13 protein-coding genes and 2 pseudogenes are annotated in these 12,932 nt (G+C 63.2%); 14 read left to right on the top strand and 1 reads right to left on the bottom strand.

What is annotated here, in order from left to right; genetic code table 11:
* Positions 1 to 147: 147 nt before the first annotated feature.
* The 14 genes and pseudogenes from asd to CU110_RS10685 all read left to right on the top strand — a co-directional run bounded on the left by asd (position 148) and on the right by CU110_RS10685 (position 12,295).
* A complete protein-coding gene (gene asd / locus CU110_RS10750) occupies positions 148 to 1,269 on the top strand; it encodes an aspartate-semialdehyde dehydrogenase (protein ID WP_084209075.1) in 1,122 nt (373 codons plus the stop codon).
* A gap of 493 nt (positions 1,270 to 1,762) precedes the next feature.
* Positions 1,763 to 2,875: a FimV/HubP family polar landmark protein gene (locus CU110_RS10745; protein WP_346427127.1), complete on the top strand. Its 1,113-nt coding sequence runs from the start codon at positions 1,763 to 1,765 to the stop codon at positions 2,873 to 2,875.
* Positions 2,875 to 3,054 (top strand): hypothetical protein, encoded by a 180-nt coding sequence (locus CU110_RS10740; RefSeq protein WP_127735921.1) that lies wholly within the window; start codon positions 2,875 to 2,877, stop codon positions 3,052 to 3,054. Before CU110_RS10745 ends, CU110_RS10740 begins: the two co-directional genes overlap by 1 nt.
* On the top strand, positions 3,038 to 3,349 hold the full coding sequence (locus CU110_RS10735) for a hypothetical protein (protein ID WP_127735917.1): 312 nt from the start codon (positions 3,038 to 3,040) through the stop codon (positions 3,347 to 3,349). Before CU110_RS10740 ends, CU110_RS10735 begins: the two co-directional genes overlap by 17 nt.
* Positions 3,349 to 4,407 carry a tRNA pseudouridine(38-40) synthase TruA gene (gene truA / locus CU110_RS10730; protein WP_127735914.1) on the top strand — a complete coding sequence of 353 codons (1,059 nt, stop codon included), beginning with the start codon at positions 3,349 to 3,351 and terminating at the stop codon, positions 4,405 to 4,407. The genes CU110_RS10735 and truA overlap by 1 nt, the downstream gene beginning before the upstream one ends.
* A 22-nt stretch (positions 4,408 to 4,429) precedes the next feature.
* A pseudogene (locus CU110_RS10725) lies at positions 4,430 to 5,047 on the top strand (phosphoribosylanthranilate isomerase); the annotation flags it as partial.
* Positions 5,048 to 5,237: 190 nt separating this feature from the next.
* A complete protein-coding gene (accD, locus tag CU110_RS10720; protein ID WP_127735911.1) occupies positions 5,238 to 6,290 on the top strand; it encodes an acetyl-CoA carboxylase, carboxyltransferase subunit beta in 1,053 nt (350 codons plus the stop codon).
* A gap of 4 nt (positions 6,291 to 6,294) precedes the next feature.
* Positions 6,295 to 7,029 carry a Mur ligase family protein gene (locus CU110_RS10715; RefSeq protein WP_346427126.1) on the top strand — a complete coding sequence of 245 codons (735 nt, stop codon included), beginning with the start codon at positions 6,295 to 6,297 and terminating at the stop codon, positions 7,027 to 7,029.
* 376 nt (positions 7,030 to 7,405) lie between these two features.
* Positions 7,406 to 7,630: pseudogene (locus CU110_RS10710) on the top strand (SPOR domain-containing protein); the annotation flags it as partial.
* Positions 7,627 to 8,124 carry a CvpA family protein gene (locus CU110_RS10705; protein ID WP_127735905.1) on the top strand — a complete coding sequence of 166 codons (498 nt, stop codon included), beginning with the start codon at positions 7,627 to 7,629 and terminating at the stop codon, positions 8,122 to 8,124. The pseudogene CU110_RS10710 and the gene CU110_RS10705, both read left to right, overlap by 4 nt.
* Before the next feature lie 138 nt (positions 8,125 to 8,262).
* Positions 8,263 to 9,777, top strand: a complete 1,515-nt coding sequence (purF, locus tag CU110_RS10700) for an amidophosphoribosyltransferase (RefSeq protein WP_077372413.1) — start codon at positions 8,263 to 8,265, stop codon at positions 9,775 to 9,777.
* A gap of 170 nt (positions 9,778 to 9,947) precedes the next feature.
* Positions 9,948 to 11,171, top strand: coding sequence for an O-succinylhomoserine sulfhydrylase (locus CU110_RS10695; protein ID WP_127735902.1), 1,224 nt, complete (start codon positions 9,948 to 9,950; stop codon positions 11,169 to 11,171).
* Complete coding sequence (locus CU110_RS10690; RefSeq protein ID WP_077372418.1) at positions 11,158 to 11,700, top strand: cytochrome b; 543 nt, start codon at positions 11,158 to 11,160, stop codon at positions 11,698 to 11,700. Before CU110_RS10695 ends, CU110_RS10690 begins: the two co-directional genes overlap by 14 nt.
* A gap of 40 nt (positions 11,701 to 11,740) precedes the next feature.
* Positions 11,741 to 12,295, top strand: a complete 555-nt coding sequence (locus CU110_RS10685; RefSeq protein ID WP_276317927.1) for a YceI family protein — start codon at positions 11,741 to 11,743, stop codon at positions 12,293 to 12,295.
* An 8-nt stretch (positions 12,296 to 12,303) separates the two neighbouring features.
* On the opposite strand, the gene CU110_RS10680 is transcribed toward CU110_RS10685, so the two are convergent.
* On the bottom strand, positions 12,304 to 12,921 hold the full coding sequence (locus CU110_RS10680) for a LysE family translocator (RefSeq protein ID WP_084209068.1): 618 nt from the start codon (positions 12,919 to 12,921) through the stop codon (positions 12,304 to 12,306).
* Between the last annotated feature and the right edge of the window lie 11 nt (positions 12,922 to 12,932).

The raw sequence follows: 12,932 nt of genomic DNA, 5'->3' as shown, positions 1-12,932 counted from the left end.
GCCGGGTTCTCATGTCAGGACCTGCGGCTGGAGCGTTGGGCAAGGCTCGCCTCGTGTGAGTTGCCTGTGCTCGCTGCGGGTCATTCCTGTGTCGGGAGCGGTGGTGTCTTCCATGCTCCCGGCCGTGCATGAACAAGGAGAACAAGCATGTTGAAAGTCGGATTTGTCGGTTGGCGTGGCATGGTCGGTTCCGTGCTGATGCAGCGCATGCGTGATGACAACGATTTCGCCGGTATCGAGCCGGTATTCTTCTCCACCTCCCAGGTCGGTCAGGCCGGCCCGGACGTGGGTACGCCGGTGCCAGCGCTCAAGGATGCCAATGACATCAATGAGCTGAAGGCGTTGGACGTCATCGTCACCTGTCAGGGCGGCGACTACACCAAGCAGGTGTTCGGCCCGCTGCGTGAAGCCGGCTGGAAGGGCGACTGGATCGATGCGGCCTCCACCCTGCGCATGGAAAAGGATGCCGTGCTGGTGCTGGACCCGGTCAACCGTCACGTGATTGATGAGAAGATCGGCGCCGGCGCCAACACCTTCGTCGGCGGCAACTGCACCGTCAGCCTGATGCTGATGGGTCTGGGTGGCCTGTTCGAGGCCGGCATGGTCGAGTGGATGACCTCCATGAGCTACCAGGCGGCTTCCGGCAGCGGTGCGCGCCACATGCGTGAGCTGCTGACCCAGATGGGCCAGCTCAATGGCAGCGTGGCCTCGGAGCTTGCAGACCCGGCCAGCGCGATTCTGGATATCGACCGCAAGGTGACCGCCACCATGCGCGGCGATGATTTCGCGACCCAGCAGTTCGGTGCGCCGCTGGCCGGCTCGCTGCTGCCGTGGATCGATTCCCCGATGGAATCCGGTCAGACCCGCGAGGAGTGGAAGGCCGGTGTCGAGGCCAACAAGATTCTCGATAGCCAAGGCAACCCGATCATGATCGATGGGCTGTGCGTGCGGATCGGTGCGATGCGCTCCCACTCCCAGGCCTTCACCGTCAAGCTCAAGCAGGACGTGCCGCTGGACGAGATCGAAGACCGCCTGGCCAAGCACAATGACTGGGTCAAGGTCGTCGCCAACACCAAGGAAGACAGCCTCAAGCACCTGACACCGGCTGCTGCTACCGGCACCCTGACCGTTCCGGTCGGCCGTCTGCGCAAGCTGGCGATGGGTGGTGAATACCTGTCTGCCTTCAGCGTGGGTGACCAGCTGCTGTGGGGGGCCGCGGAGCCGCTCAAGCGCATGCTGACCATTCTGCGGGAACATCGCGCCGCCTGATCTATGTAAGAATACGTAACATAATGCGCCGGCCGGACACTGAATCGGTCGCATACGAAGGGACACTCAATGGGACGCAAGCTTCCTCTCGCACTGGCGATCTCCTTCGCCATCTATAGTGCTCAGGCCTTGGCGGTCGGCATGGAATCGCCGCGATTGCGCTCGAATCTGAATCAACCGCTGGATGCCCGCATCGGCCTGACAGATACCTCCGGGCTTGATAGCAGCCTGATCAAGGCGAACGTCTCCGATGCCGCCGCCTTTGCGCGTGCCGGTGTGGACCGCAGCTATGTCAGTGATGACGTCAAGGTGGCCATCAAGCAGCAGGGCAGCCGCTATTATCTTCAGCTGACCACCAACGGGGCGGTACGTGAGCCCTATGTGGATCTGCTGCTGGACGTCGAGTGGCCCAATGGCAAGCTGCAGCGTCAGGTCACGCTGCTGTTCGATCCGGCGGGCTATTCCAGCCAGCCGGCACTGGTGACGCCTTCTGGTGCGCGCTCACGTCCGTTGGCCGACACGGGGTCGACACCCTCGCGTTCCGTGGTCTTCCGTGACAGTGGTCAGTCCGCCGTCAAGCATCAAGGTACGCAGTGGCGATTCCCTGTGGACCATCGCACGACGCGTGCGTCCGGATGCCGGGGTCAGCATCCGTCAGGCCATGCTGGCGATTCAGGAAGCCAATCCCAGTGCCTTCCCGGGCGGCAACATCAACAAGCTGAGGGCGGGGGTGGTCCTGAGCGTTCCCGATCGCGCCACCATGCTGGGCCGCTCGCGCACGGCGGCCGATCGCGAAGTGCGTGAGCAATATCAGCAGTGGGTCGCGGGGGCGCAAGGCAAGACCATTCCTGCCCCGGCCAGCAAGAAGACCAAGGCGGCCGCCAGTACGCAGATTTCCGCGGGCAGCCAGCAGGCCATCGATGAGCTGTCGGATCGCCTCGAATCGCTGGAAGACCAGTTGCTGACCAACCAGCAGCGTCTGGATCAACTGGAGCAGGAGCGTGACGACCTGCGCAGTGAAGTCGCTTCATTGCGCAGTGAAGTCGGTGAGCTGCGTGCTTCCCTAGCCGAGCGTACCGAGCAGCTGGAAACGGCCAAGGTATTGCTGGCCAAGCAGAACCGTCTGCTGGTCAACAGCGGCATCACTCCCTTGACACTACCCGAGAGTCTGGTCGCTGCCGGGGTGGATCTGGGCCAGCCGCGTGATGGTGAAGGCAATCTCGTGTTGCCCAGCCAGCCTTGGCCGCAGGCGACGTGGAAGTGGGTACAGGACAATCTGATGATGGTGGGCGGCGCGGCGGGAGCATTGCTGTTGCTGCTGTTGCTGTTGCTGCGTCGTCGCTCGGGGCCGAAGGATGACTCCAGCATGAGCTTCGCGGATGCCGTGCGTCACAACGACCAGGACCTGCAGGACCCGTCACGGAAGAGACGTCCGCAGTGGCAAGTCGTGGCTCTCACACTCTTGAGCCTCTGGCCCAGCCTGAGGCCGCTGCCATCAGCGAGGCGGATATCTTCATCGCCTATGGACGCTTCGATCAGGCGCAAGCCCTGCTGGAAACCGGCCTTGCAGACGATGAGAGTCGTCAGGACCTGCGTCTCAAGCTGATGGGTGTGCATGGAGAACTTGGCAATCTCGAGGCGCTGAATCACGAAAGCGAGAAGGTATTGGCGGCGGGCAATGCAGAAGAGCGTGAAGAGGCTCAGGCGCTGCTCAACCGTTATGCCGGAATGGGTAGCCCCATGCGTGCCGCCATGGGTGGCGGACGAGTTGCCGTCGCTGGATAGCATGACGCTGGAAGAGGTGGATGTCCCTCGTCGTGATATCTCGCAATTCGAGGTGGAGGAAGTGGCGTTCGAGTCCGGGGATCAGGATAATGCCTATCCCTCTGTCGGCATGGCAGGGGCAGGGGCTGGCGCCCAGGACAGCGTGGCTTTCCAGCAGCTCGAGGAAGCCCGCCAGTTGCTGGTGGATGGTGAGGATGATCAAGCGGCAGCGCTGCTTGAGCCGCTCGCCTCCGCCAGTGACGGGATGATCCGTGAAGAGGCGCTGGCGTTGATGGAGCGCTTTGGTCTGACCTGATGCCCTTTTTTACACCGCTTGATGATAATGAAAGACGCCCGGGGCGCATCGCTCTGGGCGTCGAGTATGATGGCAGCCGCTATTGCGGTTGGCAGCGCCTCAGCCACGCACCTTCCGTGCAGGAAACGCTTGAAAAGGCGCTTTCCAAGGTGGCTTCCACTCCCATCACCGTCCACTGCAGCGGGCGCACCGATTCAGGTGTGCACGCCGTGCGTCAGGTCGTGCACTTCGATACCCCCGTGGGCCGCAGCCGCAAGGCATGGCGCATGGGCGGCAACGTCAATCTTCCCCCGGATATCGGTATCCATTGGGCGGTCCCCGTTCCCGATGACTTCCATGCCCGATTCAGCGCCATCGCGCGTCGTTATCGCTACATGATCATCAATCAGCCTTTTAGGCCAGTGATGGAGCGACACAACGCCACCTGGTGTCGTGAACCCCTGAATGTCGCCGACATGCAGGCGGCGGCCGCCCATCTGGTAGGGGAGCTGGACTTCTCGGCCTTCCGTGCGGCAGGTTGTCAGTCGCGCTCGCCACGACGCCACGTGCATTTCATCGAGGTGAGTCGTCACGGCCAGCTGGTCATGATCGACATCCAGGCGAATGCCTTCCTGCACCACATGGTGCGCAATATCGCCGGTACCTTGATGGCCATCGGGCGTGGCGAGAAGCCTGTCGAGTGGATCGTCGAGCTGATGCGCGGGGGAGATCGCACGCGCTCGAGTGCCACGGCAGCAGCCACGGGACTTCACTTCGTCGACGTCATCTATCCGCCGCGCTATGAGCTGCCCAGGGAGCCGCTCGGGCCTGGTCTGGTGGCCCATCTCGGGGAGTGGACGGGAGAGCGTCCCTTGCCGGATTGCCCGATGGTACGCTCACGCCTGGCCCGTGCCGAAGCCGAGGGTGCCGAAGAGGCTCGGGCGGCAGGCAAGCTCAGTGAAAAGGAAGCCATTCGGCTGGCAAGCGTTGCCCGTGAGGCCGAGCGTCTCAGTCGGGAACATGAACAAGCGATTCCTGCGGCAGGCGCGCCTGTCGCACAGAATGAATCCTCACGTTGAACGGAGTGATCCCATGACCGAGATGAGCGCTCGAGCGAGCCAGCGTACCCGAATCAAGATCTGCGGATTGACACGTGAACAGGATATCGCCGGCGCCGTGGCGGCAGGTGCCGATGCGCTGGGGTTCGTGCTGTGGGCGGGCAGCAAGCGGGCGGTGGACGTTGCTCGCCTGGCGGAGCTTTCGCGCCTGGTGCCGGCATTCGTGATGCGTGTCGGATTGTTCGTCGATGCCAGTGAGGCTGAAGTGGCCGCCGCTGCCCCGCATCTCGATCTGCTGCAATTCCATGGCAACGAAACGCCCGAGCAGTGCCGCGCCGCTGGCCGCCCCTATATCAAGGCGTTGCGCATGCGTGACGGGATCGACCTGGCGGCAGAGGCAGAACGCTTCCATGACGCACGCGGGCTGCTGCTGGATGCCTATCGTCCCGGTGTCCCCGGTGGTACTGGCGAGACCTTTGACTGGTCGCGCATCCCTCGAGAATTGCCCCTGCCAGTGATCCTGGCGGGCGGGCTCGAGGCCGGCAACGTGACGGAGGCGGTCAGGCAGGTAGCGCCCCACGCGGTCGATGTCTCGGGAGGGGTAGAGTCTGCCCCTGGTGAGAAGTCACGGGAGCGCCTCCAGGCGTTCTGTCAGGCAGTACGCAATTGGCATCTCGCACTACCCGCAAGGGGGGCGAAGCCGCTACAATGTTTGCCAGAATCTGGAAAAGGGGCCGTACGACCAATGGGTTGCACGGTCTTTTCCTTTGGCGCCACTGTGCCAACTCGCATGGCCGCCGACAGTCGTCGAGCGGTGCCCAGAACAGCAGCAAAACGGAAGCCTCCCCACCATGAGCTGGCTTGACAAGATTGTGCCGTCAATGAGCCGTATCCAACGCAAGGATCGGCGCACCTCCATTCCTGATGGCCTGTGGCGTAAATGCCCCAAGTGCGAAGCAGTCCTGTACCTTCCGGAGCTGACCAAGCACGACAACGTCTGCCCGAAGTGTGACCACCATCTGCGTCTCACTGCGCGTGCCCGTCTGTCCTGGTTCCTCGACAGCGAGGGTCGCGAGGAGATCGCGGCAGATCTGGAGCCGGTCGATCGCCTCAAGTTCCGCGATTCCAAGAAGTACAAGGATCGCCTGAGCGCCGCCCAGAAGCAGACGTCCGAGAAGGATGCGCTGGTCGCCATGCGCGGCACGCTTTCCGGACAGCCTGTCGTGGCCGTTGCCTTCGAATTCAGCTTCATGGGCGGCTCGATGGGGGCCATCGTCGGTGAGAAGTTCGTGCGTGCCGCCGAACTCGCGCTGGCGGAAGAAGTGCCGCTGGTATGCTTCGCGGCCTCCGGTGGCGCGCGCATGCAGGAAGCACTGTTCTCCCTGATGCAGATGGCCAAGACCTCCGCTGCGCTCGAGAAGCTCAAGCAGGCAGGCGTACCGTACATCAGCGTGCTGACGGATCCGGTCTTCGGTGGCGTATCGGCATCGCTTGCCATGCTGGGCGACCTGAACGTTGCCGAGCCGAATGCCCTGATCGGCTTCGCTGGCCCGCGTGTCATCGAGCAGACCGTGCGCGAGAAACTGCCGGAAGGCTTCCAGCGTTCAGAGTTCCTGCTCGAGCATGGCGCGGTCGACATGATCATCCATCGTCGCGACATGCGTGAGCGTCTGTCCAGCATCCTGCTCAAGCTGCAGGGTCTGCCGGTCAAGGCTGCCGTGCAGAGCCGCGCTCCGCGGTTGACAGCGTGCTTGACGAGACATTCTCCGCCGACAAGCCGCAAGGCGATCGTCGCGATGGCTGAGCAGGCCAATGCGCCGGGCCACTGCAGCACCCGAGAGGTGCTGCAGTCCCGTGAGCGGCCTCCGCTGAGCGTTGCTGCCCTGCATTGCTGCCCTGCATGAGGCCGTGCCACGCGAGCTGTCACTGCAAGACTGGCTTTCGCGTCTGGAGCGCCAGCATCCCGTCAGCATCGACATGGGGCTCGCCCGCGTGCAATGCGTGGCTGAGCGTCTGGGGCTTGTCGGCCCCGGGGCTCGTCGCATTGGCGAGCGGGTCATCACCGTGGCCGGTACCAACGGCAAGGGCTCCACGGTCGCCATGCTCGAGGCGCTCGGGCGTGCGCATGGTCTGACGACCGCGACTTACACCTCTCCGCACCTGCTGCATTACAACGAGCGCGTGACCCTCGATGGGCAGCACGCCAGTGACGACGAGCTGATCACTGCCTTCGAGCAGGTGGATTCGGCGCGTCATTCGGATGCGGGAGATGGGCAGGGCGTGATCAGCCTGACCTACTTCGAGGCCGGCACGCTCGCTGGCCTGTGGTTGATCGCTCAGCGACAGCCACGGTTGGCGATTCTGGAGGTCGGTCTTGGCGGGCGTCTGGATGCCGTCAACATCATCGACTGCGATGTGGCGATGATCACCACCGTGGCACAGGATCATGCTGCCTTCCTGGGCACGGACCTCGAGAACATCGGCTTCGAGAAGGCGGGTATCCTGCGTGCAGGGCGCCCGGCCATCTTCGGCTCCGATCACTTGCCGAGCAGCTGTGCCGAGCACGCCCGCTCGCTGGGTGTGACGCCTCAGGTGCTGTGGCAGGACTTTGTCTGGCAGGACGCTGGCACTGGCAGCGACTGAGCGACCCCATCATGACCCTCGAGGCACTTCCGGACCCCGGCCTGCCACGCGACAACGCGGCCAGCGCGCTGAATGCGCTCGTCGCGGCCGGTGTGGCGCTTGAGGTGTCATGCGTGCGCCATGCCATGGCCAATGTCCAGCTCAAGGGGCGCATGCAATGGGTCCAGCGTCATGGGCGTGACTGGTGTCTGGATGTGGGGCACAACCCGCATGCGGCAGGTTATCTGGCCAGTCGTCTGGCGGCGCGTGAGAGCCGAAGGCTGCGCCGACACCGCAGCCCAAGCCGGCCCCGACGCCCAAGCCAGAGCCCAAGCCGGCGCCTGAGCCCAAGCCTGCCGTTGCCGCCAGCGCGCCATCTTCTTCCGCCGGTGGCTGGGCGGTGCAGGTCGGCAGCTTCGGCAAGCCGGCCAACGCCGAGCGACTCCAGAAGGACCTGCAGAGCAAGGGATTCGCGGCCTATCGCGTCGCGCGGGATGGCAATCTGACCGTGGTATTCGTCGGTCCCTACAAATCTTCCGAGATTGGTGAGTCCGCGCGCTCTCGCCTTCAGGAGCAGGTCAATATCAAGGGCCTTCTGGTGCGCCGGAAGGAGGGTGAGTGAACGCGCTGGTCTGGATCGATTGGTTGTGTCTGGGGTTGCTGATCATCTCCGTGTTGCTGGGGTTGATGCGTGGTCTGCTCAGCGAGGCGCTGGGACTGGCAGGCTGGCTGGTGGCCCTGGTGGCGGCACGCCAGTTCGGGGCGGAAGCCGGGGCCCTGCTCGACGAGGTGATCCTGTCTCCGGGCATTCGCACCGCGGTCGGCTTCGTGCTGGTGGTACTGGGCACGGTGCTGGTCTGGGGATTGATGCTGCGTCTGCTCGAACGCCTGGTCCAGGCGGTCGGCATGGGGGGCTTCAATCGCCTGCTGGGGGGTGTCTTCGGCGCGCTTCGGGCGGCGGTGATCCTGGTGCTGGTGACGGCTGTCGTCGGCCTGACACCTCTGCGTGACAGTGCGGACTGGCAGGCGGCGCAGCTGCGCCCGACGCTGGAGCAGCTGCGCGACTGGTCGCTGGCACGCTACCGTGAGTGGGACACGGGAGGGGATTGGGATTGACCCATCGGTCAGGTGTTGCCTGTGGTGTGGGCAGGCCTGACAATTGCGGCATGTGAGCACTCATATTGCCATGTGGAGGCGCGCTGATGATGGCTGGCGCCCTCCTCTCCTAGTGTGTATCAGTGAGGTAATGACGGGATGTGCGGGATTGTAGGTTTGATGGCCAACGCCTCGGTAAACCAGGCGCTGTATGACGCGCTGACCGTATTGCAGCATCGTGGGCAGGATGCCGCGGGGATGATGACCTGGCACGAGGGTCGTTTCCTGCTGCGCAAGAGCAATGGCCTGGTGCGTGATGTCTTCCGCACTCGTCACATGCAGCGACTCAAGGGCAACATGGGCATCGGCCATGTTCGCTATCCGACCGCTGGCTCTTCCAGCGAGGCGGAATCGCAGCCGTTCTACGTCAACTCGCCCTACGGCATCACCCTGGCGCACAACGGCAACCTGACCAACTCCGAGCAGCTCAAGCAGGAGCTTTTCTCCTCCGACCTGCGTCATATCAACACCAGCTCCGATTCCGAAGTGCTGCTCAATGTCTTCGCTCACGAGCTGGGCAAGCAGGGCATGCGTCTGGGCGCGGGTGATGTCTTTGATGCGGTACGTCGTGTGCACCGTCGCTGCAAGGGTGGCTATGCCGCCGTGTCGATCATCAACGGCACCGGCCTGGTCGCCTTCCGTGATCCGCACGGGATTCGTCCGGCCTGCTTCGGCAAGCGCGAGGCTGCTGAAGGTACCGAGTACATGATCGCTTCCGAATCCGTGGCGCTGGACGTCGCCGGTTTCGAGCTGATCCGTGACCTGGCACCGGGGGAAGCCGTCTTCATCGACATGGAGCGTCAGCTTCATACCCTGCAGTGCGCTGATGACCCGGTACTCAAGCCGTGCATCTTCGAGCACGTCTATCTGGCGCGTCCGGACTCCCTGCTGGACGGTGCCTATGTCTACGGTACCCGCATGCGCATGGGGGAGAAGCTGGCCGACAAGATCGTGCGGGAATGGCCGGAGCAGGACATCGATGTCGTCATCCCGATTCCGGATACCTCGCGTACGTCCGCTCTCGAGCTGGCTCAGCATCTGGGAGTGACTTACCGCGAAGGCTTCATGAAGAACCGTTACATCGGTCGTACCTTCATCATGCCGGGGCAGACGCTGCGCAAGAAGTCCGTGCGTCAGAAGCTCAACGCCATCGATATCGAGTTTGCCGGCAAGAACGTGCTGCTGGTGGATGATTCCATCGTGCGTGGCACCACCTGCAACGAGATCATCCAGATGGCCCGTGAGGCGGGCGCGAAGAATGTCTACTTCGCCTCGGCGGCGCCAGCGGTTCGCTATCCCAATGTGTACGGTATCGACATGCCGGCCGCGGAAGAGCTGATCGCCCATGGTCGTACCGAGAGGGAAATCGCGGATCTGATCGGCGCGGATCGTCTGTTCTATCAGGATCTCGATGACCTGAAGGACGCCTGTCGCGAGGTCAATCCTGCCCTCGACGAGTTCGACTGCTCCGTGTTCGATGGCATCTACGTGACCGGCGATATCGATGAGGCCTACCTCAACGACCTGCAGGCCTCACGCAACGATGGTGCCAAGAACGCAGGCGAGACCCACGCGGTCGTGGATCTGCACAACGATTCCGAAGACATCGACTGACCCCATGACCTGTCTCGCGTGACAGGTCATGGCAGGGTGAGTGATTCGCAACGGGCTCCGGAGAAATCCGGGGCCCGTTGCGCGTTCAAAACCGGTAACATTGACCGACAGCTTTCTGCTCTGTTTCCCGCAGAGATCAGCGGATTCCATCAGTAGAGGTACTGGACACCATGCACGACGACAATCTTTCCCGCGCCGACCTTTCCCGCGATGAGCTGGGACTGGAGACGCTCGCCATCCGCGCCGGTCACTTGCGTGGCGGTGAGCAGGAGCACGGCGAGCCCATCTACACCACGTCCAGCTTCGTCTATGGCAGTGCGGCCGAGGCGGCAGCCAAGTTCGGTGGTGACGAAGCCGGCAACATCTACTCGCGCTTCACCAACCCGACGGTGCGCTTCTTCGAGGAGCGACTGGCGGCAATGGAGGGCGGTGAGCGCTGCGTGGCCACCAGCTCCGGCATGGCCGCGATCATGTCCACCGTGCTGGCCCTGCTGGAAGCCGGGGATGAGATCGTCGCCTCGCGTTCCATCTTCGGCTCCAGTGTGAGCCTGTTCACCAAGTACTTCGGCAAGCTGGGCATCACCACGCGCTTCGTCGAACTGGGGGATCTCGAGGCCTGGCGCGCGGCCATCACACCGTCCACCAAGCTGCTGTTCGCCGAGACGCCGTCCAACCCGTTGTCCGAGATCGGTGACATCAAGGCGCTGGCAGCGCTGGCACATGAACATGATGCATGGCTTGCCATCGACAACTGCTTCTGCACCCCGGCATTGCAGCGTCCGCTGACCCTGGGCGCGGATATCGTCATCCACTCCGCCACCAAGTATCTGGATGGGCAGGGGCGGACTCTGGGCGGGGCAGTGGTCGGCAGCAGCGCGTTGATGGAAGAGGTCTTCGGCGTGGTGCGGACGTGCGGGCCCTGCCTGAGTCCCTTCAATGCCTGGGTCTTCCTCAAGGGACTGGAGACGCTCAACATTCGCATGGAGGCCCACTGTGCACGTGCGCTGGAGCTGGCGCACTGGCTGGAAGCGCATCCTGCGGTCGAGCGCGTCCACTATTCAGGCCTCGAGAGTCATCCGCAGCATGCGCTCGCCAAGGCTCAGCAGAAGGCCTTCGGTGCCGTGCTGGGGGTGGTCATCAAGGGAGGTCGTGAAGGGGCCTGGTCGGTCATCGATGCCACGCGCATCCTGTCGATCACCGGCAACCTCGGTGATGTGAAGACCACCATCACGCATCCTGCCACCACCACGCATGGCCGCTTGAGTGATGAGCAGAAAGCGGCCGCCGGTATCGTGGACGGCATGGTGCGCATCGCAGTGGGCCTGGAAGATCTCGATGACATCAAGCGTGATCTGGCGCTTGGGTTGGATCGCCTGGCGCATGTGGCGCAATAGTCGTCGGGGGTGGGGCTGGCCCGTCATCGTGATGCACTGGCTGTCGGCGCTGGCCATCATCGGCCTCTTCGCCCTCGGGTGGTGGATGACATCACTGGGCTATTATGATCGCTGGTATCAGCTGGGTCCCTGGTGGCATCGCTCCGTGGGCGTGGTGCTGTTCGTGATCACGTTGCTGCGCCTTGTCTGGCGAGCCATGCAGCCGACGCCACAGGCGCATGGCTCCCGCATCGAGCAGCGGGCGGCGCGCATCGGGCATGCCTTGCTGTATGCATTGCTGTTGCTGGTGATGATCTCGGGGTATCTGATCTCGACGGCGGATGGACGAGCCATCAGCGTATTCGGGCTGTTTGACGTGCCTGCCTTGCTCAGCGGGATGAAGGATCAGGCGACGTTGGCAGGAGACGTTCACTGGTACGCGGCCTGGGCGCTTGTCATCCTGTCGCTTGGTCACGCCGCTGCCGCCTTCAAGCATCATCTGATGGAGGGCCAGGACACGTTGCGACGTATGCTCTGGCCGCTGCGCTGACAAGGCCTTCTCGCTCGGCAAGACGTTCGCTGGCGGCCTTCTGGCAGCGGCACTCCCCTTGATGGCGGGCCAGGCTCAGGCCTCGGACTATGTCATTGACACCAAGGGCCAGCACGCCTTCATCCAGTTCAAGATCAGCCATCTCGGCTACTCCTACGTCCTGGGTGAGTTCAAGGACTTCACGGGGACCTTCCGCTATGACGAGGGTCAGCCCGAGGCGTCAAGCGTCAAGGTCGAAGTCGATGTCGACAGCCTGGACAGCGCCCACGCCGAGCGAGACAAGCACATCAAGTCCGCTGATTTCCTGGATGCTTCCGAGTACCCGACGGCGTCTTTCGTCTCCACCGGGTTCACCTCTTCCGGTGATGGTGCCGGCAAGCTGACGGGGGATCTGACACTGCATGGCGAGACGCAGCCGATCACCATCGATGTCGATCACATCGGCGGTGGCGAAGACCCCTGGGGCGGCTATCGTCAGGGCTTCGAGGGCACCACCACGCTCAAGCTCGCCGACTATGGCATCGACACCTCCAAGCTTGGGCCAGCGGCCGCGACGGTCGACATGTACCTGGTGGTGGAAGGTATCCGTCAGTAACGGTGCCATCAACCACGCAGTGCGAGGTAGCTGCCGGCACCGATCATCAGGCTGGCAGCACTGCGGTTGAGGCGTCTGACGGCTCGCGTCGAGCGCAGATGGCGACGAATGCGGCCTGCGGCGTAACCGACAGGGACGACCCCGATCAGCAAGGCACTGAGATTGAGAGCGGCCGCGATCACGATATCGCCACCACTCAGGCGGGTGATGTCCATGAAGGTCGGCAGAAAGGCGATGTAGAACAGGATGACCTTGGGGTTGGAGGCCGAGATCAGGAAGCCTTGCAGGAAGCCACGCCACCAGCTTCCGCGTATGTCGGGAATTTCCGTGTCTTCCAGGCTGGGTCGGCAGGTCCAGAGCTTGTACCCCAGGTAGATCAGATAGGCGGCCCCCAGCAGGCGGATGACCAGAAAGAGCTCGCTCCAATGGGTCGCCAGTGCCGAGAGCCCGAAGACGGCCGCCAGCATGTAGCAGACGTCACTGAGGCTCATGCCGACGGCCATCGGGACACAGGCATTGCCTCCCTGGCTCATGCCACGCGCCATCAGGGCGAGGATTCCGGGGCCGGGAGTGATCCCGAAGAGGAAGATGGCAAGGAAGAAGGTCAGTCCTGATTCAAGCGTCATGAGGATTTCCT

The organism is Cobetia sp. ICG0124, from assembly GCF_004006355.1.
Taxonomy (GTDB): Bacteria; Pseudomonadota; Gammaproteobacteria; order Pseudomonadales; family Halomonadaceae; genus Cobetia; species Cobetia marina.
This window is presented reverse-complemented; position numbering and strand designations above follow the sequence as displayed.